The 21,933-nt window shown below is 68.2% G+C and carries 19 protein-coding genes and 4 tRNA genes; 7 read left to right on the top strand and 16 right to left on the bottom strand.

What is annotated here, in order from left to right:
* Positions 1 to 4: 4 nt before the first annotated feature.
* The 3 genes from VBO01S_RS16305 to VBO01S_RS16295 all read right to left on the bottom strand — a co-directional run bounded on the left by VBO01S_RS16305 (position 5) and on the right by VBO01S_RS16295 (position 2,980).
* The gene (locus VBO01S_RS16305; RefSeq protein WP_062476332.1) at positions 5 to 1,873 is read right to left on the bottom strand and encodes an ATP-binding response regulator; all 1,869 of its coding nucleotides are present in this window, start codon (positions 1,871 to 1,873) and stop codon (positions 5 to 7) included.
* Position 1,874: 1 nt separating this feature from the next.
* Positions 1,875 to 2,483 (bottom strand): response regulator transcription factor, encoded by a 609-nt coding sequence (locus VBO01S_RS16300; protein WP_062476330.1) that lies wholly within the window; start codon positions 2,481 to 2,483, stop codon positions 1,875 to 1,877.
* A 104-nt stretch (positions 2,484 to 2,587) separates the two neighbouring features.
* Positions 2,588 to 2,980, bottom strand: coding sequence for a hypothetical protein (locus VBO01S_RS16295; protein ID WP_062476327.1), 393 nt, complete (start codon positions 2,978 to 2,980; stop codon positions 2,588 to 2,590).
* A 171-nt stretch (positions 2,981 to 3,151) separates the two neighbouring features.
* Here VBO01S_RS16295 and VBO01S_RS16290 point away from each other — a divergent pair, with 171 nt between their 5' ends.
* Complete coding sequence (locus VBO01S_RS16290) at positions 3,152 to 4,840, top strand: InlB B-repeat-containing protein (RefSeq protein WP_062476324.1); 1,689 nt, start codon at positions 3,152 to 3,154, stop codon at positions 4,838 to 4,840.
* A 60-nt stretch (positions 4,841 to 4,900) separates the two neighbouring features.
* Here the strand turns inward: VBO01S_RS16290 and VBO01S_RS16285 are convergent.
* The 6 genes from VBO01S_RS16285 to VBO01S_RS16260 form a co-directional block, all read right to left on the bottom strand.
* Positions 4,901 to 4,988: transfer RNA gene (locus VBO01S_RS16285), tRNA-Ser, on the bottom strand.
* Positions 4,989 to 5,020: 32 nt separating this feature from the next.
* Positions 5,021 to 6,283, bottom strand: coding sequence for a radical SAM family heme chaperone HemW (hemW, locus tag VBO01S_RS16280; RefSeq protein ID WP_062476321.1), 1,263 nt, complete (start codon positions 6,281 to 6,283; stop codon positions 5,021 to 5,023).
* A gap of 3 nt (positions 6,284 to 6,286) precedes the next feature.
* Complete coding sequence (locus VBO01S_RS16275) at positions 6,287 to 6,886, bottom strand: non-canonical purine NTP pyrophosphatase (protein ID WP_062476318.1); 600 nt, start codon at positions 6,884 to 6,886, stop codon at positions 6,287 to 6,289.
* Between the two features lie 70 nt (positions 6,887 to 6,956).
* Complete coding sequence (gene rph, locus VBO01S_RS16270; RefSeq protein WP_062476315.1) at positions 6,957 to 7,688, bottom strand: ribonuclease PH; 732 nt, start codon at positions 7,686 to 7,688, stop codon at positions 6,957 to 6,959.
* Between the two features lie 55 nt (positions 7,689 to 7,743).
* Entirely contained in the window at positions 7,744 to 8,652 is a 909-nt protein-coding gene (locus VBO01S_RS16265) for a PP2C family protein-serine/threonine phosphatase (protein WP_062476311.1), read from the bottom strand.
* Positions 8,653 to 8,657: 5 nt separating this feature from the next.
* Positions 8,658 to 9,665 carry a serine/threonine protein kinase gene (locus tag VBO01S_RS16260; RefSeq protein WP_056573330.1) on the bottom strand — a complete coding sequence of 336 codons (1,008 nt, stop codon included), beginning with the start codon at positions 9,663 to 9,665 and terminating at the stop codon, positions 8,658 to 8,660.
* 91 nt (positions 9,666 to 9,756) lie between these two features.
* On the opposite strand from VBO01S_RS16260, the gene VBO01S_RS16255 reads away from it, so the two are divergent.
* The 4 genes from VBO01S_RS16255 to VBO01S_RS16240 all read left to right on the top strand — a co-directional run bounded on the left by VBO01S_RS16255 (position 9,757) and on the right by VBO01S_RS16240 (position 13,890).
* Positions 9,757 to 10,680 (top strand): YicC/YloC family endoribonuclease, encoded by a 924-nt coding sequence (locus VBO01S_RS16255; protein ID WP_062476308.1) that lies wholly within the window; start codon positions 9,757 to 9,759, stop codon positions 10,678 to 10,680.
* Between the two features lie 14 nt (positions 10,681 to 10,694).
* Positions 10,695 to 11,315: a guanylate kinase gene (gene gmk, locus VBO01S_RS16250; RefSeq protein WP_062476362.1), complete on the top strand. Its 621-nt coding sequence runs from the start codon at positions 10,695 to 10,697 to the stop codon at positions 11,313 to 11,315.
* A gap of 31 nt (positions 11,316 to 11,346) precedes the next feature.
* Positions 11,347 to 11,550, top strand: a complete 204-nt coding sequence (gene rpoZ / locus VBO01S_RS16245; protein WP_013543330.1) for a DNA-directed RNA polymerase subunit omega — start codon at positions 11,347 to 11,349, stop codon at positions 11,548 to 11,550.
* Between the two features lie 96 nt (positions 11,551 to 11,646).
* Positions 11,647 to 13,890: a RelA/SpoT family protein gene (locus VBO01S_RS16240; protein WP_062476305.1), complete on the top strand. Its 2,244-nt coding sequence runs from the start codon at positions 11,647 to 11,649 to the stop codon at positions 13,888 to 13,890.
* Between the two features lie 9 nt (positions 13,891 to 13,899).
* Here VBO01S_RS16240 and greB read toward each other — a convergent pair whose 3' ends face one another.
* On the bottom strand, positions 13,900 to 14,481 hold the full coding sequence (gene greB, locus VBO01S_RS16235; RefSeq protein ID WP_062476302.1) for a transcription elongation factor GreB: 582 nt from the start codon (positions 14,479 to 14,481) through the stop codon (positions 13,900 to 13,902).
* A gap of 99 nt (positions 14,482 to 14,580) precedes the next feature.
* Between greB and VBO01S_RS16230 the strand changes: the two genes are divergently transcribed.
* The gene (locus VBO01S_RS16230) at positions 14,581 to 15,141 is read left to right on the top strand and encodes a thermonuclease family protein (protein WP_255221132.1); all 561 of its coding nucleotides are present in this window, start codon (positions 14,581 to 14,583) and stop codon (positions 15,139 to 15,141) included.
* 69 nt (positions 15,142 to 15,210) lie between these two features.
* Here VBO01S_RS16230 and VBO01S_RS16225 read toward each other — a convergent pair.
* Positions 15,211 to 15,287, bottom strand: a tRNA-Arg gene (locus VBO01S_RS16225).
* Between the two features lie 216 nt (positions 15,288 to 15,503).
* Between VBO01S_RS16225 and VBO01S_RS16220 the strand changes: the two genes are divergently transcribed.
* Entirely contained in the window at positions 15,504 to 15,929 is a 426-nt protein-coding gene (locus VBO01S_RS16220) for an HU family DNA-binding protein (protein ID WP_062476298.1), read from the top strand.
* A 184-nt stretch (positions 15,930 to 16,113) separates the two neighbouring features.
* Here VBO01S_RS16220 and VBO01S_RS16215 read toward each other — a convergent pair.
* From VBO01S_RS16215 to hrcA, 5 genes are all read right to left on the bottom strand, one after another.
* A tRNA-Arg gene (locus VBO01S_RS16215) sits at positions 16,114 to 16,190 on the bottom strand.
* An 82-nt stretch (positions 16,191 to 16,272) separates the two neighbouring features.
* On the bottom strand, positions 16,273 to 19,401 hold the full coding sequence (locus tag VBO01S_RS16210; protein WP_062476295.1) for an efflux RND transporter permease subunit: 3,129 nt from the start codon (positions 19,399 to 19,401) through the stop codon (positions 16,273 to 16,275).
* 19 nt (positions 19,402 to 19,420) lie between these two features.
* Entirely contained in the window at positions 19,421 to 20,548 is a 1,128-nt protein-coding gene (locus VBO01S_RS16205; protein ID WP_255221131.1) for an efflux RND transporter periplasmic adaptor subunit, read from the bottom strand.
* 260 nt (positions 20,549 to 20,808) lie between these two features.
* Positions 20,809 to 20,885, bottom strand: a tRNA-Ile gene (locus VBO01S_RS16200).
* A 35-nt stretch (positions 20,886 to 20,920) separates the two neighbouring features.
* Positions 20,921 to 21,928, bottom strand: coding sequence for a heat-inducible transcriptional repressor HrcA (hrcA, locus tag VBO01S_RS16195; RefSeq protein WP_062476292.1), 1,008 nt, complete (start codon positions 21,926 to 21,928; stop codon positions 20,921 to 20,923).
* Between the last annotated feature and the right edge of the window lie 5 nt (positions 21,929 to 21,933).

The raw sequence follows: 21,933 nt of genomic DNA, 5'->3' as shown, positions 1-21,933 counted from the left end.
TCGTTCAGTCGGGCGCGCGCTCTCGCCGCCAGGCCTGCGCATGGCCCAGGAAGGCGCGAAGCTGCGAGGGCCGCACCGGCTTGACGAGCACCGGCAGGCCGGCCTCGCGTGCCGCCGCCAGCGAATCGCCGCCGACGTCGCCGGTCACGATCAACGCGGGCAGGTCGGATTCGTTCAACGCAAGGCGCAGGTCCGCGATGGCCTGCAGGCCGCTCGCCTGCAGGCCCAGCCGCAGGTCCACCACCAGCGCATCGGGCTGGAAGCCCGCCTGCAGACAGGCCACCGCGCCCGCCATGTCGCTCGCGGCGCGGACCTCCGCGCCCCAGGAGGCCAGCAGCCCCTGAAGCGCCTGCAACGAACTCTGGTCGTCGTCGAGCACGAGCACGCGCGCGGCCAACGCGGCAGTCGATGACGCGGCGAGCCGTTCGGCATCCTCCGCCCGGCCGCTCTCGGCCGCATCGGCCAACGGCACCTGCACGTCGAACACGCTGCCCTGCCCCGGCTGCGAGCGCACGGTCACGCGCAGGTCGAGCAGCTCGCTCAGGCGCTTCACGGTCGCGAGGCCCAGGCCGTAGCCCAGGCGCCGGTCGCGCGCGGGGTTGTCGACTTGATAGAACTCGTCGAAAACGTGCGACAGGTGCTCGGGCGCGATGCCGATGCCCGTGTCTTCGATGGCCAGCCGCAGCCGGCCGTTGTCGACCCGGCCACCGATCCGCACCGTGCCCTGGTGCGTGTAGCGGATGGCGTTCGCCAGCAGGTTGGTGACGACACGCGTGAGCAAGGCGCGGTCGCTGCGGACGGTGGCGGGGTCGATGGCCAGTTCGAACGTCAGCCCCTTGGCCGCGGCCACAGCCTGGTGCGGCCGGCAGCAGTCGCGCAGCAGCGCGTCGATGGCGAAGAGCGACCACTGCGGGCTGATCGATCCGGCATCGGCGCGCGTGATGTCGAGCAGGTCGTCCACCACGTCGGTCATGCCGTCGGCGCAGGCCACCAGCTGCTCGGAGAGCGCCTGCACCTGCGGCTGCGTGCTGACCGTGTGCAGCGTCTGCGCCAGCAGCGCCATCGCGTTGAGCGGCTGGCGCAGGTCGTGGTTGGCCGAGGCGAAGAAGCGCATGCGCGCGGCCACGGCTTCTTCGGCGATCTGTCGGGCCGAGCGGCTGCGCTCGTTTTCGGCGCTCAGCGCGGTCACCAGTTCGGCATTGCGCCGGCGCTGCGCCTGGATCTCGTGCAGCGCACGAGAGAGCTCGCGGGAACTCAGCAGCGTGTAGACGCCGATGAGCGTCACGATCAGCGCCATGGCCAGGTGGTAGCTGCCGCCGAACCAGATGTCGCGCAGCACCAGCGGGCCGAGGATGAGCACCACATAGGCCATGGCCGCCCGCCCGATCGTCGAGAGGCGGATCGCGCCACCCAGCGACACCGTCACCATCGCGATGTGAAGAATGGCCTCGGCCTGCGCCGGCCCTTCGTGCCACAGCAGCGCACTGAGCACGCCCCAGAGCAAGGCCAGCAGCTGGTTGCTGGCCATGACGGGCCACACCATCGCCGCCAGGTTCGCGCGCAGCCCGGGGCGCACTGCCCAGGTCAGCCAGAGGCCCATCCGCGCGGCGATGACCAGGCCGTAGACGACGACCCACGCCCCCACCCGCGGGCCATCGGGCCCCGCTGCGTATTCGAGGTAGCAGAGCAAGCCGCCGACCGCGGCCAGCATCCACGACCACGGCGTGGAGCGGATCATCTGCGTCAGCTGCTCGAGTTGCAGGTCCGACAGGGCCGACCACGCGCGGATGCGTGCGTGCGGGGCAGGCGCCGCGACCTCCTCCGCCACCACGTCGGCGTTGGAAGGGGCCTGCACCGGGGACGACGCGCTCATCTCATTCCTGCGCCAGCCACAGCCCCGCGCGCCGCGCCTGGACCAGCAGGTGGGTGCGGTTGCGCGCGTCCATCGTGTCGAGCAGCGCCGTGATGTGGAGCTTGACCGTGCGCTCCGCGATCTCCAGCTCGGCGGCGATCTGCTTGTTCTGGCGGCCTTGCGCCACCAGCAGCAGCACTTCGAGCTGGCGCGGCGTGAGGCTCGCGACCTGCGGACCGGTGCGCGAGGCCAGCATATCGAAAGCCTCGCCACCGGCGGCCACCTCGTCCAGCGCCGCCGCGATGTGCGCCACCGAGCGCGACTTGCCGATGAAGCCGGCCGCCCCCGCGGCGCGTGCGCGCGCGGCGAGTGCGGATTCTTCGTCTCCCGAGATCATCAGGCGCGACACGAGGGGATGCCGGGCGCCGAAGAGGCGCAGGCCTTCGAGGCCGTCTTCACCGCCCAGGCGGTAGTCGATCAGCACGATGTCGGGCGCGCATTGCGACGCGCGTGCCACGCCCTCGGCCAGCGAGAGCGCGGTCTGCACTTCGAAGTCGGGACGGGCGTGCGTCAGCGCATGCGCAAAGCCGACACCGAACAGCGGGTGATCGTCGACAAGCAGGAGTTTCATGGTGCCGTGATCCTCGGGTGCGGGCCCGGCCCGCGCCCTCTCCTCGTAGGGCGCCATTGTTGTCTACGCCGGCGCATCGGTGCAGCGTCGGCTTTCGCGAAGCCTCAGCTGCAACGACCGGCGGCGCGCAGCAGCGCATTGCAGGCCGGTGCGGGGGCGGTCGCCGGCCGCGTGGCGGAGCGGCGCGCGGACGCGGGGGCATCGCTCTGGCGCATCTCCTGGCAGATGGCATCGCTGACCACCCGGCCCACCACCGACACCGAACCCTCCACGTAGCAGCTGTAGACCCGTCCACCGTCGGTGCGGGCCTGGAAGGTCGTCTGCACACCGCTGTCGGCCCGGTTCGAGATCGTGAACGCCTGCGGCGGGAGGCCCAGCGCGCGCGAGGTGTTCGTGACGATGGCGTCGTCGGTCACGGCATGCGAAGCGCATCCACCCGTCAGAACAGCAGCCACGAGAAGCCAGGGCAGGCAGAAGAGCGTTCGTGAAGAGGTCATGCAGGGAGCCTATCGGGACACCTTGCAACGGCCCATAGCACCTTCGGGCAGGTGCCCGAAGGTGCTATGGGCCGCACGCGCAGCCGTCCCTACGATCCGCCCCTCTTGAACGAACAAGCAAGCACAGAAGGCGCCGGGCCCCGGCGCCAGCGGATGAGGAGGAACACGGACATGACGAAGACGAGCAGCTACGGACGGTGGATGGTCTGGACGGGCGCGCTGGCCCTGCTGGCGGCCTGTGGCGGCGGTGGTGGCGGATCAGGCGGCGGTGCGTTGCCGCCCCTCGGCCTCTTTCCGCCCGCGCCCCCGCCGGCGGCAGTGACGCATCGCCTGGAGGTCGGCATCACCGGCAACGGCCGCGTCGGGTCGCAGCCCGCGGGCATCGACTGCACCGACCGCTGCAGTGCCGATTTCAGCGCGGGCACCGAGGTCGTCCTCGCAGCCACACCGGCCGCGGGACAGGTGCTCGGCAACTGGGGCGGTGCATGCAGCGGCAACGCCAGCACCTGCACCGTGGGGATGGACGCCGCGCTCGACGTGACGGCCACCTTCGTGGCCGCACCGCCGGTGATCGGCTGGGGCGATGCGTCGGCGCTGTCGGCCGGCGGCGCCAGCCTGCCGAAGACCGCGATCGATGCGCAAGGGCGCGCACTGGTCGTGTGGCGCCAGATCGAAGGCAACCCTCAGGTGGATCGGTTGTGGGGCAGCCGCTACCTGCCCGGCAGCGGCTGGACCGCGCCGCAGCGCCTCGAGGCCAACGCCGGCGGCGTGCGCGACATCCGCATCGCCATCGACAAGCCCAGCGGCCGCGCCGTCGTGCTGTGGACCCAGCTGAGCTCCGTGACCGGCTACGACCTGTGGGCGCTGCCCGTCGACCCCACGGGCGGCTGGGGCAGCCCCGCGCTGCTGGAGACCGGCACCGGCATCGTCGGCAACGCCAGCGTGGGCATCGACGCCAACGGCAACGCCGTCGCCGTGTGGTCGCAGATCGGCCCGGCCACACGCTTCAGCATCTACGCCAACCGCTACACCCCCGGCAGCGGATGGGGCACGGCTGCGCTCATCGAGACCAACGAAGTCGTGGGCAGCGTGGACGGCGACCCGGCCATCGTGGTCGCGGGGTCGGGCGAATCGGTCGCCGTATGGAAGCGCTCCGATGGCAGCAGCGCCTCGCTCTGGACCAACCGCGCCAACGCAAGCGGCACCTGGACCACGGCCACCGAACTCGTGCCCGACACCGGCACCGGCCACTCCATCGGCGCCCACGACCTGGCGATCGACGCCGCAGGCAACGCACTGCTGGCGTGGGGCCAGGCCGACCTGCCCGGCGGCAGCAACCAGTGGGAAAGCGCCGTGTGGTTCACGCGCTTCTCGGCGGGCGCGTGGCAGAGCACCACCGCGCGGGTGGGCGCTCCGTTCGTCGCCACGCAGGCGTTGCTGAGCACACCTGTGCTGCGCATGAACGCGGCGGGTGCGGCGGTCGTGAGCTGGGGGCGGCTGGACAACGCGCTCATGGCGGCGACGGCGGCACCGGGGGCGGCGTTCAGCGCGGACCGTGTGGTGCGGGCAGCGGCTTCGCAGGCGCTGGCGAGCTTGCCTGCGTTGGGTGTGGACGATGCGACCAATGCGCTGGTGGCGTGGGCGCAGGGGAATGGGGTGGGGACGAGCGATCTTTTTGCGGCTCGGCACACGCTGGCGGATGGGTGGGGGACGCCGGTGGCTCAGGAGGGCACGGACGAAATTGCGGTTTCGCCGGATCTGGCGATGAATGAAATGGGGAATGCGGTGCTGGCTTGGCAGCAGTTTGAGACTGCGGCAGGAACGCGCATTTTGGTGCGGCGGTACGGGTCGGGGAGGTAGGTTGCGTGAAGGGGCAAATGGCTTGCCCCCGATCGCGGGCCTGCGTGAGCAGCAGGCTGATGGCGGAGAGTGTGAGATTCGAACTCACGGACGCTTTCACGTCGGCAGTTTTCAAGACTGCTGGTTTAAACCACTCACCCAACTCTCCGGAACCGTCGATTTTAAGCTGACGGCGCAGCCTTACTCGTCATCGGGCAGGAACAGCGTCTGCAGATCGCTCAGGAAGTCGAGTCCGCGCTCGGTGGGCCACACGCGGAACAGGTCGCGCGCGACGAGCCCCTTGCGCTCGGCCTCTTCCAGGCCGCGCTGGATCGACGTCATCGCCAGGCCCGTGCGCTCGCTGAACTGGGGCAGCGTGAAGCCCTGCTTCAGCCGCAGCGCATTGAGCATGAACTCGAACGGCAGGTCGGCCAGCGCCACTTCGTCGCTCTGCGACACGGCCATGCCAGCGCGCGCGTTCTCCATGTACAGGCGCGGTTCGCGATAACGCACCTGCCGCACGATACGGTGCGCAAAGCTCAGCTTGCTGTGCGCGCCGGCGCCGATGCCGAGGTAGTCGCCGAACTGCCAGTAGTTGAGGTTGTGCGCGCATTGATGCCCGTCGCGCGCATAGGCCGAGACCTCGTAGCGCGACATGCCGCTCGCGCCCGTGCGCTCGGTGATGCGGTCGAGCATGGCGTAGGCGATGTCGTCCTCGGGCAGCGTGGGCGGGAACTTGGCGAACCAGGTGTTGGGCTCGATGGTGAGGTGGTAGATCGAGATGTGCGGCGGCGCCAGCGCCAGGGCCTGGGTCAGGTCGGCGTCGAGGCCTTCCATGGTCTGGCCCGGCAGGGCGTACATCAAATCGAGGTTGAAGGTGTCGAAGGCGCTCGCGGCCTCCTCCACCGCGGCGATGGCCTGGGCACGGTCGTGCACGCGGCCCAGCGCCGTCAGGTGCTCGTCGTTGAAGCTCTGCACGCCCACCGACAGGCGCGTGACGCCGGCCGCGCGGTAGGCGCGGAAGCGGTTGCGCTCGAAGGTGCCGGGGTTGGCCTCGAGCGTGATCTCGCACTCGGGCGCGAGCTTCAGGCGCGCGCGCACGTCGCCCAGCAACCGGTCGATGGCTTGCGGCGAGAACAGGCTGGGCGTGCCGCCGCCGATGAAGATGGTGTGGACGGTGCGGCCCCAGATCAGCGGCAACGCGGCGTCGAGGTCGGCGATCAGCGCGTCGATGTAGGCGGCTTCGGGAAGGCCATCGATGTCGGCTTCGCTCGTGGCACGCCACTCGTGCGAGTTGAAGTCGCAGTAGGGGCACTTGCGCAGGCACCACGGCAGGTGGATGTACAGCGACAGCGGCGGCAGCGCGGCGAGTTGCAGCGGGCCGGGGCGCATCCAGTGCAGCACGTCATTGGCCTGGGGGGCGCCGCCGGCTTGGGCGGGCTGGATCGGGAAGACGGTGGCCATGGGTCAGAACCAGCGCTCGCGCATCAGGGCGAGCATGGCCTGCGCGGCGCGGCCGCGGTGGCTGTTGGCGTTCTTCACATCGGGCGGCAGCTGGGCGAAGGTCTTGCCGAAGGTCGGCAGGTACATGACGGGGTCGAAGCCGAAGCCGTTGTCGCCGATGGGCGCGGGCGCGATCTCGCCGACCACGCGGCCGACGGCAATGAGCGGCTCGGGGTCGTCGTGGCTACGCAGCGCGACCAGCGTGCTGACGAGCGCGGCGCGGCGGTTGACCACGCCATCGAGCTGTTCGAGCAGCGCCTTCACGTTGTTCGCGTCGCCCTTGGCGTAGCCGAACTGCGTGGCGTAATAGGCGGTGTCGACGCCCGGCAGGCCGCCGAAGGCATCGACGCACAGGCCCGCGTCGTCGGCAATGGCCGGCAGGCCGGTGGCGGCGCTGGCGTGGCGCGCCTTGGTGAGCGCGTTCTCGACGAAGGTGCGGAAGGGTTCTTCAGCCTCGCCCACGCCCAGTGCCGACTGCGGCACCAGGGTGACGGACAGCTCGGCAAACAGCTGCTGGAGTTCGGCGAGCTTGCCCGCGTTGTTGGAAGCCAGAACCAGTTTCATGGAAAGTCAAAGATGGCTGTGATGCCCAGCGAATGGGCGCCAGTGGCTGTGGGTTGGGGTCGTCGTTCGTTCAGTTCGAAAGCAGGGCCTGCTGCTGCAGGCTCACGAGTTCGCCGATGCCCTTCTCGGCCAGGCCGAGCAGGAGGTTCATTTCTTCGCGCGTGAAGGCCACGCCTTCGGCCGTGCCCTGCACTTCGACGAAGTGGCCGGCGCCGGTCATGACGACGTTCATGTCGGTGTCGCAGGCCGAGTCTTCGGTGTACTCGAGGTCGAGCAGCGGCGTGCCGTCGACGATGCCCACCGAAATGGCGGCCACGTGGCCCTTGATGGGCGAAGTCTTGAGCGCGCCGGAGGCCAGCAGCTTGTCGACGGCATCCTGTGCGGCCACGAAGGCGCCGGTGATGGCCGCGGTGCGCGTGCCGCCGTCGGCCTGCAGCACGTCGCAATCGAGGTGGATGGTGCGTTCGCCCAAGGCGGCGAGGTCGAACACGGCGCGCATCGAGCGGCCGATGAGGCGCTGGATTTCCTGCGTGCGGCCGGTCTGCTTGCCCTTGGCGGCTTCACGGCTGCTGCGGGTGTGGGTGGCGCGCGGCAGCATGCCGTATTCGGCCGTCACCCAGCCTTCGCCGCTGCCCTTCTTGTGCGGCGGCACTTTTTCTTCGACCGAGGCGGTGCACAGCACGCGGGTCTGGCCGAACTCGATGAGCACGGAGCCTTCGGCGTGGATGGTGAAGCCGCGGGTGATGCGCACGGGGCGCAACTGGTCGGCGGCGCGGCCGCCGCTTCGTGTGAAAGCAGTCATGTGTCTGGAGGAAACCGAAAAAGAAAAAGAAAAACCGCGAGACCCGATCAGGAGATCAGGTCTTGCGGGCGGCAGAGCGGCGAATGGCTTCGTTGATCTCGGCGATGGAGCGCTCGATGGCGTCTTCGTCGAGGTCGTCGATCTCGCTGTCGGACGGCATGCCGGCCTGGATGGTCGAGGCAAACACGCCGTCGTCGATGGTTTCGGTGGACACGCCCCGGTCGTCGCCGGGCGTCTCGGGCATTTCCCACTCGAGCGCGATCAGCGTCACGTTGTCGCTGTGGGCGCCGCCCTTGCGCAGCGCCATCTCGGCGAGGTCGGGCGCGGCATCGGACACGGGCTTGCCGGACGACAGGGTGTGCACGATGACGGCGTCGTCGAGCACGCCCCAGACGCCGTCGGAGCACAGCATGAGGCGGTCGCCGCGCTGCAGCGGCAGCGGCGCCGACACGTCGAACAGCGGCGTGGTGGGCGAGCCCAGGCAGGTCAGCAGCAGGTTGCGGTTGACCGGCGCGTCGGTGGCGCCGTGGGGCTTGGGGCGCTCGGCGTGCGAGTGGTCGCGCGTGCGGGTCAGCAGGCGGCCATCGCGCACGACGTACAGACGCGAGTCGCCGCAATGCAGCCAGGTGGCCGTGGCGTTCTGCAGCACGGCCGCGACGACGGTGGTGCGGGGCGTGTCGAGCATCGCCTTGTGGCTCGCGTACCGCATGATCTGCTGGTGCGCCGACATGGCCGATTCGGCCAGGAAGGCCTTCACGTCCTTCACGGTGGGGCGGGCCTCGCGCTGGTACAGCGCGGCGATGGTCTGCAGCGCCAGCTGGGCCGCCACTTCGCCTTCAGGATGACCGCCCATGCCGTCGGCGAGCACGAACAGACCCGACTCCCGCGTGTAGCAGTAGCCCATGCGGTCTTCGTTCTTGAGACGGCCGCCCTTGCGGCTGACCTGGAACACGGAGAACTTCATGTCGATCAGGCCGGACGGGTGGTGGGCGCGGCGGCGCGCGGCAGGCTCTTCTTGTCGAAGGAGCGGATGTTGTCGATCGACAGGCGCACCTTTTCGCCGACCGTGAGCTTGGTGTAGCGGCGCTCGCCTTCGCGGCTGAGTTCCTTTTGCAACGCGAACACCGACTGCGGACGCGAGAGCGGGTCGAGCGACATGCACCACTCGACCACCTCGATGAGGTTGTCGGAGTACACGCCGCGCAGGCGCGAGAGCGACAGGCTCAGGCGGTCTTTCTCGATGCGCCGGGGCGCGTCGTTGGGCGGATAGCCCTGCATGCAGGCGTAGATGCAGGCGCCGATGGCGTAGATGTCGGTCCAGGGGCCCATCGACGAATCGCGCCGGTACATCTCGGGGGCGGCGAAGCCGGGTGTGTACATGGGGCGGATGAAGATGCCCTCCTTGCTGAGCACTTCGCGGGCGGCGCCGAAGTCGATCAGCACGGCGCGGTCGTCGTCGGTGACGAAGATGTTGGCGGGCTTGATGTCCAGGTGCAGCATCTTGTACTGGTGGACGATGCGCAGGCCGCGCAGGATTTCGTCGAACAGCGAACGGATGGTCGATTCGCGGAACACCTTCTGCCGCTTCAGGTCGCGTGCCGTGACCACGAAATCCTGCAGGGTCGCGCCCTCCAGGTAGTTCATGACCATGTAGACGGTCTCGTTTTCGCGGAAGAAATTGAGCACGCTGACCACCGACGCATGCGAAATTTGCGCGAGCGAGCGGCCTTCTTCGAAGAAGCTCTTGAGCCCCAGGCGGTACAGCGACAGCTTCTCGGGCGGCACCTGCGGCGCCAGTTCGCCGGGGCCCCGCGTGGCGAGCGACGAAGGCAGGTATTCCTTGACGGCGACCTGCTGGCCGTTCGGGTCGATCGCGAGGTAGACCACGCCGAAACCGCCCGCGGAAAGCCGGCGAACAACGCGATATCCGCCAATGACCGTATCGGGCAACAGGGGCGTAGGCTTGACCTTTGACATAATCCGGGAGTTTCGCCCGAAGGCGATGGTGCGGCAAGCGAACGCTGTACCGACGCCTCGGTGCTTGCAAGCAAAACCACAGTGAGGCGCAATGCCAGTTTACAGCATGACCGGCTACGCCAGCGGCCAGAACGGCCCCGCAGGCAGCCACTCCGAAGCCGATGCACGGCCCTCCGCCGCGGGCCGGCTCGGGGTCGAAATCCGCTCGGTCAACAGCCGCTTTCTCGACCTCACCTTCAAGCTCCCCGAGGAGTTGCGCCAGCATGAGACCGCGCTGCGCGAGCTGCTCACGGGCAAGCTCAAGCGCGGCAAGGTCGAGGTGCGCGCGGCCATCGAGAACACGTCCCAGGCGGGCGTGGTCGAGCCCTCCGTCAAGCTGCTTCAGCGGCTGAACGGCGTGCAGGACGGCATCCGTGCCTGGCTGCCCGGCGCCCGCGAGCTCAGCGTGGCCGACGTGCTGCGCCTGGCCGGCAGCGACGGCGCCACGCGCGGCGACTGGGGCCCCGACCTGCTCGACGTGGCAGGCAAGGCCCTGGAGGCCCTGATCTCCGCCCGCCAGCGCGAAGGCGCCCGGCTGGCCAAGATGCTCGAGGCGCACCTGGCGCAGCTGCGCACCCTGGTGCAGCAGGCCGGTCCGCTGGTGCCGCAGCTGGTCGAACAGCAGCGCACCCGCTTCCTGGAGCGCTGGCAGGAGGCCATGGGCCTGACCGCCGGCACGGGCGGCACGCTGCCCGAAGCCGCCCAGGACCGCGCCCTGACCGAGGCCACCGCCTTCGCGATCCGCATCGACGTGGCGGAAGAGCTCACCCGGCTGAACTCGCACCTCGACGAGATCGAGCGGCTGCTCAAGAAGGGCGGCGAGATCGGCAAGCGGCTGGATTTCCTGATCCAGGAACTGCACCGCGAAGCCAACACCCTGGGCTCCAAGTCGGCGGCCCTGGAACTCACGCGCATCGGCGTGGACATGAAGGTCCTCATCGAGCAGATGCGCGAGCAGGTGCAGAACATCGAATGACGACGAGCCTTCCCATGGACTACCCCGGCAATATCTTCGTGGTCGCCGCGCCCAGCGGCGCTGGCAAATCGAGCCTGGTCAAGGCGCTCATGGAGCTCGACTCGGCCGTTCAGCCCTCGGTCTCCCACACCACGCGCCCCCCGCGCGGACAGGAAAAGCACGGTCGGGAGTACTTTTTCGCCTCGCCGAGCGAGTTCGACGCCCTCATCGCGGCCGACGGCTTCGTCGAATGGGCCCATGTGCACGGCCATCGCTACGGTACGTCAAAGAAGGCGGTCGAGGAGCGGGTGGCCCTGGGCACCGACGTGATCCTCGAAATCGACTTCCAGGGCGCGCTGCAGATCCGCAAGACCTTTGCCAACGCGGTCATGATCTTCATCCTCCCGCCCAGCTGGGAAGAGCTGCGCTCCCGCCTGGAACGGCGCGGCGAAGACAGCGCGGCGGTGATCGAACTGCGCCTGAAAAACGCGGCCGAAGAGATGGCCCAGGCCGGAAAATTCGATTTCGTTATAATCAACGAGTTATTTGAGCGCGCACTCTTCGATCTCAAGGCGATCGTCCACGCGCAGAGGCTCCGGTATTCCGCACAGCGCAGAGCACGTGCCGATACGTTCGCCGCACTGAACATCCCTTGAAATCCCCGCTCACCGACCGAAAGAATTCATCATGGCCCGCATCACCGTCGAAGATTGTCTCGTTCAGATCCCGAACCGTTTCCAGCTCGTTCTCGCCGCCACGTACCGTGCGCGCATGCTGAGCCAAGGCCACGCACCCAAGATCGAGAGCAAGAACAAGCCCGCCGTCACGGCCCTGCGCGAAATCGCCGAAGGCAAGATCGGCATCGAGATGCTCAAGAAAGTGCCGGGCTGATCTTCTGACGCAGCCCTGCAACGAAAAGGCACCGCATTGCGGTGCTTTTTTTACGTCTGGACGCGTCCACAGAGCGGTCACGCTAAAGTGGTAGCCATGAGCGCGGTCGCCAAACCTCCGTCCCCCACGCCGAAACCGAGTCCGGCGGCGCTGAACGCGGCCGCCGCGAGTTTTGCCGCGCTGACGGCCCGCCTCGACTACCTCAGCCCCGAAGACACCGAGCTGGTTCGCCGGGCCTACCGCTTCGCCGACGAGGCCCACCTCGGGCAGTTGCGCAACAGCGGCGAGCCGTACATCACCCACCCCATCGCCGTGGCGGCGCAGTGCGCCGAATGGAAGCTCGACGCCCAGGCGCTCATGGCCGCGCTGCTGCACGATGCCATCGAAGACTGCGGGGTCACCAAGCCGGAACTCATCGAGCGCTTCGGCGCCCCGGTTGCCGAGCTGGTCGACGGGCTCACCAAGCTCGACAAGCTGCAGTTCAACACGCGCGAAGAAAACCAGGCCGAGTCCTTCCGCAAGATGCTGCTGGCCATGGCGCGCGATGTGCGCGTCATCCTGGTCAAGCTGGCCGACCGCACGCACAACATGCGCACGCTGGCCGATGCGCCGCGCGAAAAGTGGGCCCGCATCTCGCGTGAAACGCTCGAGATCTACGCGCCCATCGCGCACCGGCTGGGCCTGAACCAGACCTACCGCGAGCTGCAGGACCTGTCGTTCCGGCACCTCAAGCCCTGGCGCTACGCCACGCTGGCCAAGGCCGTCGCCAAGGCCCGCGGACGACGACGCGACCTGATCCAGAAGGTGCAGAAAGAGGTCGAGACGGCCTTCTCCGCCGCCAGCATGACGCTGCGCATCGCGGGCCGCGAGAAAACGCTCTATTCCATCTACCGCAAGATGGAAGAAAAGCACCTGAGCTTCGCGCAGGTCACCGACATCTACGGCTTCCGGCTCATCGTGCCGAACGTGATCGCCTGCTACACCGGCCTGGGCATCCTGCACCAGATGTACAAGCCGCTGCCGGGCAAGTTCAAGGACCACATCGCGATCGCCAAGCTCAACGGCTACCAGTCGCTGCACACCACGCTGGTGGGCCCTGCCGGCGTGAGCGTGGAGTTCCAGCTGCGCACCGAGGCCATGCACGTCGTGGCCGAATCGGGCGTCGCCGCGCACTGGCTCTACAAGGCTGCCGAGCCCAATGCCGCAAGCAACGACCGGCTGGGCACCAAGTGGCTGCAGTCGCTGCTCGACATCCAGGACGAGACACGCGACGCCGCCGAGTTCTGGGACCACGTCAAGGTCGACCTGTTCCCCGACGCCGTCTACGTCTTCACGCCCAAGAGCCAGATCATGGCGCTGCCGCGCGGCGCCACGGTGGTCGACTTCGCGTATGCCATCCACAGCAACATCGGCGACCACACCTCGGCCGCGCGCATCAACGGCGACCAGGTGCCGCTGCGCACCGAGCTGAAGAACGGTGATGTGGTCGAAGTGATCACCGCGCCCGTGTCCACACCCAACCCCGCGTGGCTGGGCTTCGTGCGCACCGGCCGGGCACGCTCCAAGATCCGTCACTACCTGAAGACGCTGGCGCATGCCGAGTCCGAAGGCCTGGGCGAGAAACTGCTGGCGCAGGCGCTGCGCGCCGAAGGCCTGGGCAAGCTGCCCGAGGAAGACGACGAACACCAGGCGCTGTGGGAGAAGCTGCTGCGCTTCACCGGCAACCGCACCCGCGCCGAGCTGCTGACCGACATCGGCCTGGGCAAGCGCATCGCGAGCATCGTCGCCAAGCGGCTCATGGCGCTGCTGGCCGAGATCGGCGAGCGCCCCGACGCCCTGCTCCTGAGCCGCGAGCGCTTCACGTCGCACGAGGCCGTGTCGCAAGGCGCGGTGACGCTCGACGGCAGCGAGAACTCTTCCGTGCGCTTTGCGCAGTGCTGCCGGCCCATTCCCGGTGACCAGATCGTCGGCTATCTCGGGCACGGCGAAGGGCTGGTGGTGCACACCGACGATTGCGGCGTGGGCCAGCGCCTGCGCAACAAGGACAGCGAGCGCTTCTTCGCCGTCGAATGGGCCGACGAGCCCACGCGTGCTTTCGAGACCGGCGTGGTCATCACCGTGCGCAACGACAAGGGTGTGCTGGCCCGCGTGGCGGCCACCCTGGCCGATGCCGAGGCCGACATCACGCACGTGGAAATGGCCGACGAGACCCCGCAGGACTCGACCGACCTGCGCTTCGTGATCGCGGTGCGAGACCGCACGCACCTCGATGCCGTGCTGCGCGCCGCGCGCCGGACCGCGTCGGTGCTGACCGCGGCACGGACGATTCCGGCGCCCTGACCTTCTTCGTCAGTTCGCCGGCGTGCGCGGCGCCGGATAGCTCACCGACAGGATCTCCACCTCGTGCGCCCCGCCAGGCGTCACGAGCTTCACCACGTCGCCTTCGCGCGCCTTGAGCAGCGCACGCGCGATCGGCGAGATCCAGCTGACCTCCGACTTGGCGCTCTCGGCCTCGTCGATGCCGAGGATCGTGACGCTGCGCTCCTCGCCGGTTTCGTCGGCGTAGCGGACTGTGGCGCCGAAGAAGACCTGGTCGCGGCCATGGTGCACCGACGGATCGGTGATCTCCGCGATCTCGAGCCGCTTGCCGAGGAAGCGGATGCGCCGGTCGATCTCGCGCAGGCGCTTCTTGCCGTAGAGGTAGTCGCCGTTCTCGGAGCGGTCGCCGTTCTTCGCGGCCCAGTGCACGGCCTCGACGACCTTGGGGCGCTCCTCGTCCATCAGCTGCAGCAGCTCGTCGCGCAGGCGCGCGTAGCCCTCGGGCGTGATGTAGTTCTTGCTGCCCGCCGGCAGCGCGGGTGCGGCGCCGCCTGCGCCGTCATCGTCGTCGTCCGCATCGGCGTCCGACTCCTTGGTGAATGCCTTGTTCAATGCAGAGCCCTTCAAATCGGAAATACTGGGCGCCCTTGCCGCGCCCTACAAGCCGGTGAGTTTGCCGCAACCGCCATGCCCAGGAGACAGGAGCCCCCCGTGATCGCCACCGGACATTTCCCCTGCCGTCGCCATGCCTCGGCGGGGCTTCATTTGTACGCTCTCGCGGTCCTTGCTGCCGCACTGGGCTTTCTTCCCGTGGACACCCACGCCAGGACGCAGACCTGCTTCGTCGTGAGCATCCACAGCGGCGACACCCTCACCGCCCGCTGCGGCGACGCGGCCAGCGCCAGTGCATGGCGCCGCGTGCGCCTGCAGGGCATCGAGGCGCCGAAGCCGGGGCAGCCCTTCGCCGAGCAGGCCCGGCAGAAGATGCACGACATGGTTCGCCTGAAGCCGGCGGACGTCGACTGCGACGCGTCCACATCCCATGCCCGCGAGCGCATCTGCCGCGTGATGGTGACGCCGGATTCGGCACCCCATGGCCCACGAACGCTCGACGCAGGCCTGGCACTGCTGACCGTCGGATTGGCACACTGGCAGCCCGCGCAGGCGCAACGCCTGTCACCCCAGGAGCGCGGGCAGTACGAATTCGCAGAGGAGGAAGCCAGGGCCAGGCGGGCCGGCCTCTGGAAGGACGCGCGACCGACGCGCCGTTGATGCGGGCACGGTGCAATGACCGGCCAAAGAAAAAGGGTTAGCTCGAAAAACGAGCTAACCCTTGAAGAGTGGTGCGGCTGGCAGGAATTGAACCCACGACCCCTTGGTTCGTAGCCAAGTACTCTATCCAACTGAGCTACAGCCGCACAGCTTTCGATTATAGCGTGTTTTTTCGCCCGTCCCAACCTTTGTGATCGAAAGCTGAAAATACGGACGACGGCAGCCTGCAATGGGGCTTGTTGCAACGCATCCGGCCCGTGCCGTTCCAAAGAGGCCCTTCCGACCCGGTACACTCCGCCCCGCCCGGAATAAGCCTGGGCCGCCGTAGGCAACACGGCGCCATACCATCCAAGGAATACTGAATGAACCGCATCGAACTGGTCGAGAAGATCGCCACCACCCACAACCTGAGCAAGGCCGAGGCCGCACGCGTCCTCGAAACGATCACCAGCAGCGTCGTCGCTGCCGTGAAGAAGGGCGATTCGGTCCAGCTGGTCGGCTTCGGTACTTTCAAGCAAGTCGCACGCGCTGCACGCTCGGGCTTCAACCCCCAGGCCGGCACCAAGATCAAGATCGCCGCCACCAAGGTGCCGAAGTTCGTCGCCGGCGCTGCCTTCAAGGCCGCCATCGACCCCAAGGCCGCCAAGCGCAAGGCTGAAAAGGCCGCTGCTGCTCCCGCTGCCAAGAAAGCCGCCGCTCCGAAGAAGGCCGCTGTCACCAAGGCTGCTGTCACGAAGGCAGTCGTCGCCAAGGCTCCCGCCAAGAAGGCCGTCGCCAAGAAGAAGTAAGACGCATGGTGCGACGCTGCACGGGCCCGGCCTGGCAGTTGTTCGTATCGACGTCAAAAAGCCGCCCTCGGGCGGCTTTTTTTGTGGGCGCCTGCCGCGCAGCGAATGCGGGCAGCGAAACCCTCTGTGAGGGCCCCAAACGAAAATAGCCTGGAAGAGAAACTCTTCCAGGCTATTCGAGAGATGGTGCGGCTGGCAGGAATTGAACCCACGACCCCTTGGTTCGTAGCCAAGTACTCTATCCAACTGAGCTACAGCCGCGCAGCCTTGAATTCTACCCCGCCGAAAGCGCTGTTCCGGCGAGGCCTTCAAAAAAGCTTCACGGCCTTGTGATGCGACGGCCTCAGGCCACCTGTTCACCGCCCACCTTGCGCCCCATCAGCCGTGCGGCCACGCGCTTCACCAGCAGGTAGAACAGCGGCACGAAGAAGATGCCCAGCGCCGTCGCCGCGAGCACGCCGCCGAACACGCCGGTGCCGATCGCGACCTGGCTGCCCGAGCCCGCACCGGTGGCCACCGCCAGCGGGATCACGCCTGCCAGGAAGGCCAGCGAAGTCATCAGGATTGGCCGCAACCGCAGGCGTGCGCCTTCAGCCACCGCCTCAAGCAGCGGCACGCCACGGCGCAGCGCGGCTTCCGCAAACTCGATGATCAGGATCGCGTTCTTGGCCGACAGGCCGATGGTCGCGAGCAGGCCGACCTGGAAGTATATGTCGTTCGACAACCCGCGCAGCGCCGCCGCGATCACCGCGCCGAGCACGCCCAGCGGAATCACCAGCATCACCGACACCGGCACCGACCAGCTCTCGTACAGCGCCGCCAGGCACAGGAACACCACGAGGATCGACAGCGCGAACAGCAGCGGCGCCTGCCCGCCCGACAGCCGCTCCTGGTACGACAGGCCGCTCCAGGCCTGGCCCGTGCCGCTCTGCTTCTTCGCGAGGGTCTCGATGGCCGCCATGGCCGTGCCCGAGCTGGTGCCCTGCGCGGCCGCGCCCTGGATCTGCACCGCGGGCAGGCCGTTGTAGCGCTCCAGCTGCGACGCGCCCTGCGACCAGCGCGTGGTGGCAAAGGCCGAGAACGGCGTCATCGCGCCCGTGCTGCCGCGCACGAACCACTGGCCGATGTCGTCCGGCGCGGAGCGGTACGGCGCATCGGCCTGCACGTACACGCGCTTCACACGGCCGCGGTCGATGAAGTCGTTGACGTAGCTGCCACCCCAGGCAATGCCCAGCGTGGTGTTCACGTCGTCCAGCGACAGCCGCAGCGCCGAGGCCTTCAGCTGGTCGATGTCGACCTGCAACTGCGGCGTGCCGGCCACGCTGTTGGCACGCACCGACTGCAGGCGCGGGTCCTTGTTGGCCTCGCGCACCAGCTTCTCGCGCGCCTGCAACAGCCGCTCGGCGCCCATGCCCGAGGTGTCCTGCAGCCAGAACTCGAAGCCGTTCGATTCGCCCAGCCCTTCGATGGGCGGCGGCACCATGCCGAAGACCTCGGCGTCGCGCTGCTGCTTGGCCAGCGCCTTGCCGGCACGCTCGACGATGGCGTGCGCACGCTTGTCCGCACTGGCGCGTTCGGACCAATCCTTCAGCGAGACAAACGCCATGCCCATGTTCTGCCCGGAGCCGCTGTAGCTCCAGCCGGTGAGCGTGAAGATGGTGTCGGTCGTGTCCTTCTCGGTCTCGAGAAAGTGCTTTTCGATGGCGCGGTTCACTTCGTCGGTGCGGCCCGAGGTGGCGCCGGCCGGCAGCGTCGCGATCACCATCACGCTGCCCTGGTCCTCTTCCGGCAGGAAGCCGCCGGGCAGGCTCAGGTACAGCAGGCCCATGCCGGCCACGATGGCGACATACACCGCCGTGAAGCGCAGCGGCTTGCGCAGGATGCGGCCCAGCACGCCCACGTAGCGACCCTGCGCGGCGTCGAAGCGGCGGTTGAAGGCGCCCAGGAAGCCGCGCGTGCGCGGCGGCACGCCGGCCTTCAGGAAGCGCGCGCACAGCGCCGGGATGAGCACGATGGCCACCACCACCGACAGCACCATCGACGCGATGATGGTCACCGAGAACTGCCGGTAGATCACACCCACCGAGCCGCCGAAGAAGGCCATGGGCAGGAACACCGCCGACACCACCACCGCGATGCCGACCAGCGCGCCGGTGATCTCCTTCATCGATTTGATCGTGGCGGCCTTCGCATCGAGCCCCTCTTCGTGCATGACGCGCTCGACGTTCTCCACCACCACGATCGCGTCGTCCACCAGCAGGCCGATGGCCAGCACCATGCCGAACAGCGTGAGCACGTTGATCGAATAGCCGAAGGCCGCCAGCACGCCGAAGGTGCCCAGCAGCACCACCGGCACGGTGATCGCGGGGATCACCGTGGCGCGCCAGTTCTGCAGGAAGAGGAACATCACGACCACCACCAGCGCGATGGCCTCCAGCAGCGTGCGGATGACCGACTGGATCGAGATCTTGACGAAGCGCGTGGTGTCTTCCGCATAGGCCACGCGCAGGCCCGCGGGCAGCGAGCGTTCGAGCTCGGCGATGCGCTCCTTCACCGCGCGGGCCGTGGTCAGCGCGTTGGCGCCGGGCGCCAGCATCACGGCCGAGCCCGCGGCCGGGTGGCCGTTCAGGCGCGTGGTCTCGGCATACGACTCGCTGCCGATCTCCACGCGCGCCACGTCGCCCAGCCGCACCACGGCGCCGTCGGCCTGCGTCTTGAGCACGATGGCCTTGAACTGGTCAGGCGTCTGCAGCCGCGACATCGCGGTGACGGTGGCGTTCAGGTGCTGCGTGGGCGCCGACGGCCGCGCGCCGATCTCGCCCACCGACACCTGCGTGTTCTGCGCGGTGATGGCGGCCGTGACGTCGGACGGCATCAGCTGGTAGCTGGCCAGCCGGTGCGGGTCGAGCCAGATGCGCATGGCGTACGCCGCGCCGAAGGCCTGCACCGAGCCCACGCCGTCGACGCGGCTGATCGGGTCGCGCAGGTTGCTGGCCATCCAGTCGGCGATGTCGGTGTCGGTGCGCTGGCCGGTCTCGTCGTAGAGCGCCACGATCAACAGGAAGTTGTTCTGCGACTTGGCGACCGTCACGCCCTGCTGCTGCACCGCCTGCGGCAGCCGGCTGGTGGCCTGGCTGACCTTGTTCTGCACCTGCACCTGCGCGGTGTCGGGGTCGATGCCCTGGCGGAAGGTGACGTTGATCTCGGCCCAACCGGCGGCGCTGCTGGTCGACTTGAAGTACATGAGGCCGTCGATGCCCTTGAGCTGCTGCTCGAGCACCTGCGTGACGCTGTTCTCCACCGCCTGCGCCGAGGCGCCGGGGTAGTTGGCCGACACGACCACGGTCGGCGGCGCGATGTCCGGGTACTGCGACACCGGCAACGTGCGAATGGCCACGCCGCCAGCCAGCATGATGAGGATGGCAATGACCCAGGCGAAGACGGGCCGCTGGATGAAGAAATGAGCGATCACGGGAGGTTGCGGTTTCTCGTCAATCGGCCGGAGAAGGCGCGGCGGCGGACGATGCGCCCGCCGTGGACACCGGCACCGGCTTCACTTTTTCGCCCGGGCGCGCGCGCTGCAGGCCGTCGACCACCAGGCGGTCGCCCTCGCGCAGGCCCCGGGTCACGACCCAGTGCTCGCCCTCGGTGCTGCGCACTTCGAGCGCGCGCAGCTCGACCTTGTTGTCGGCCGCCACCACCAGCGCGGTCGGCTCACCCTTCTCGTTGCGGGCCACGCCGCGCTGCGGCGCCAGGATGGCCTGCCGCTCCACGCCGGATTCAACCTGCGCGCGCACGTACATGCCGGGCAGCAGCAGCCCTTGCGGGTTCGGGAATTCCGCGCGCAGCGTGACCGAGCCGGTGGCCTCGTCGACGGCCACTTCGGAGAACTTCAGCGTGCCGGCATGCGAGTAAGGCAAGCCGTCTTCCATGCGCAGGCGAACCTGGGTACTGGCCGGCGCCATGTCGCCCGAGATGAAGCGGCGCTTGAGCTTCGTCAACGCCAGGCTCGATTGCACGACGTCGACGTAGATCGGGTCGAACCGCTGGATCGTGGCCAGCGCCATCGCCTGGCCCGGCGCCACGAGCGCGCCTTCGGTCACGGCGGAGCGGCCGATGCGTCCCGCGATGGGCGCGGTGATGCGGGTGAAGTCGAGGTTGATGCGCGCCGCCTTCACGGCCGCCTGCGCGGCCTTCACGCCGGCTTGCGCCTGCACCAGCGCGGCCTGCGCCTCTTCGTGCTCCTGCCTGCTCACGGCATTGGCCTTGACCAGTTCGCCGAAGCGATCGGCCTTGCCGCGCAGGCTGGCGATGGTGGCCTGCGACGTGGCCAGCGCGGCCTGCGCCTGCTCGTGCGCGGCCTCGAACGGGCCGGGCTCGATCTCGTACAGCACCTGGCCTGCGCGGACCATGCCGCCCTCTTCAAACAGCCGCTTGCGCACGATGCCGTTGACCTGCGGCCGCACCTCGGAGACGCGGTAGGCGGCCGTGCGGCCCGCGAGCTCGGTGTGCACAGCCACGTCGCTGGCGTGCAGCGCCACCACGCCGACTTCGGGCGGCGCGTCATCGGTGGTGGAAGCCTGCTTGGCGCCGCATGCAGCGAGCGCGAGCAGGGACATCGGAAGCAGGAGCTTGAAAAGCGGGGTCATGGCCATCGGGAATCGCAGTGCGGCGTGCGCAGGGATCACCCGGCTCGTTACATTTGCACTCAAATGGTGCATTCTGCCTTCGATGTTGCATTGCAACCTGAAGGAATCCTGTGTTTGCCGTAGGTGAAATCGGCGGCAGCCGCAGGCCTCGCTCGCGCCCTCGCAACCGCAAGGAAAAAGGCCGCGCAATGCGGCCTTCGTCTGAGTGTCTACAGAGGGGGAATGTGTGGTGGTAGGCCGTGAGTGGCTTGAACACTCGACCAACGGATTATGAGTCCGCTGCTCTAACCAACTGAGCTAACGGCCCACGCGGGCCCGATTCTATGCGCCGCGCGCGGCCGCTTACTTGCGGTGGCTCAGCGCGTTGCTCACCAGCCGCGACGTGATGTCGACGATCTGGATCATGCGGTCGTACGGCATGCGGGTCGGGCCGATCACGCCCAGCGTGCCGACCACCTGGCCGTCCACCTCGTAATTGGCGCTGACGATGGACAACTCCTCGAAGGGCACGACCTGGCTTTCGCCGCCGATGAAGATGCGCACGCCTTCGGCCTTGCTCGATACGTCGAGCAGCCGCATCAGCTGCGCCTTCTCTTCAAAAAGATCGAAGGCGCGCCGCAGCTGCCCCATGTCGCTGGAAAAATCGGTCACCGACAGCAAGTTGCGCTCGCCGGAGATCACGACGTCGTCGGCCTGGGCGTCGGTGAGCACTTCGGAGCTGACCTGCACCGCGGCCTGCATCAGCGCGGCGATTTCGCCCCGCAGCTTTTCGACCTCGGACTGCAGGCGATCACGCACCTGCTCGATCGTCAGGCCCGCGAAGTGCGCGTTGATGTAGTTCGAGGCCTCGACCAGCTGCGACTGCGAGTAGTCGGATTCCGGGAAGATCACGCGGTTCTGCACGTCGCCGTCGGGCGAGACGATGATCACCAGCAGCCGCCGCTCCGACAACCGCAAGAACTCGATCTGCTTGAACACCGAGACGCGCCGCGGCGCCATCACGACGCCCACGAACTGCGACAGGTTCGACAGCAGGTGCGCGGCGTTGGCGATCACCTTCTGCGGCTGGTCGGCCGCCAGGCTCGGCGTGCTCATCTGCTCGCGCTGCGCGGTCAGCATGGTGTCGACGAAGAGCCGGTAGCCGCGCGTGGTCGGCACGCGTCCGGCCGAGGTGTGGGGGCTGGCGATGAGCCCCAGCGCCTCGAGGTCGGACATGACGTTGCGGATGGTCGCAGGCGAGAGATCGAGCCCCGCCGAACGCGAGAGCGTGCGCGATCCGACGGGTTGCCCATCGGCGATGTAACGCTCGACCAGCGTCTTCAACAGCAACTTGGCACGGTCGTCCAGCATTGCAA

Origin of the sequence: Variovorax boronicumulans NBRC 103145, from assembly GCF_001591345.1 — a bacterium.
GTDB lineage: Bacteria > Pseudomonadota > Gammaproteobacteria > Burkholderiales > Burkholderiaceae_C > Variovorax > Variovorax boronicumulans.
This window is presented reverse-complemented; position numbering and strand designations above follow the sequence as displayed.

Bases quoted from the DNA above. Each gene is read 5' to 3' on its own strand.
- VBO01S_RS16305 (WP_062476332.1), bottom strand. From the start codon at position 1,873: ATGAGCGCGTCGTCCCCGGTGCAGGCCCCTTCCAACGCCGACGTGGTG.
- VBO01S_RS16300 (WP_062476330.1), bottom strand. From the start codon at position 2,483: ATGAAACTCCTGCTTGTCGACGATCACCCGCTGTTCGGTGTCGGCTTT.
- VBO01S_RS16295 (WP_062476327.1), bottom strand. From the start codon at position 2,980: ATGACCTCTTCACGAACGCTCTTCTGCCTGCCCTGGCTTCTCGTGGCT.
- VBO01S_RS16290 (WP_062476324.1), top strand. From the start codon at position 3,152: ATGACGAAGACGAGCAGCTACGGACGGTGGATGGTCTGGACGGGCGCG.
- hemW (WP_062476321.1), bottom strand. From the start codon at position 6,283: ATGGCCACCGTCTTCCCGATCCAGCCCGCCCAAGCCGGCGGCGCCCCC.
- VBO01S_RS16275 (WP_062476318.1), bottom strand. From the start codon at position 6,886: ATGAAACTGGTTCTGGCTTCCAACAACGCGGGCAAGCTCGCCGAACTC.
- rph (WP_062476315.1), bottom strand. From the start codon at position 7,688: ATGACTGCTTTCACACGAAGCGGCGGCCGCGCCGCCGACCAGTTGCGC.
- VBO01S_RS16265 (WP_062476311.1), bottom strand. From the start codon at position 8,652: ATGAAGTTCTCCGTGTTCCAGGTCAGCCGCAAGGGCGGCCGTCTCAAG.
- VBO01S_RS16260 (WP_056573330.1), bottom strand. From the start codon at position 9,665: ATGTCAAAGGTCAAGCCTACGCCCCTGTTGCCCGATACGGTCATTGGC.
- VBO01S_RS16255 (WP_062476308.1), top strand. From the start codon at position 9,757: ATGCCAGTTTACAGCATGACCGGCTACGCCAGCGGCCAGAACGGCCCC.
- gmk (WP_062476362.1), top strand. From the start codon at position 10,695: ATGGACTACCCCGGCAATATCTTCGTGGTCGCCGCGCCCAGCGGCGCT.
- rpoZ (WP_013543330.1), top strand. From the start codon at position 11,347: ATGGCCCGCATCACCGTCGAAGATTGTCTCGTTCAGATCCCGAACCGT.
- VBO01S_RS16240 (WP_062476305.1), top strand. From the start codon at position 11,647: ATGAGCGCGGTCGCCAAACCTCCGTCCCCCACGCCGAAACCGAGTCCG.
- VBO01S_RS16220 (WP_062476298.1), top strand. From the start codon at position 15,504: ATGAACCGCATCGAACTGGTCGAGAAGATCGCCACCACCCACAACCTG.
- VBO01S_RS16205 (WP_255221131.1), bottom strand. From the start codon at position 20,548: ATGTCCCTGCTCGCGCTCGCTGCATGCGGCGCCAAGCAGGCTTCCACC.
- hrcA (WP_062476292.1), bottom strand. From the start codon at position 21,928: ATGCTGGACGACCGTGCCAAGTTGCTGTTGAAGACGCTGGTCGAGCGT.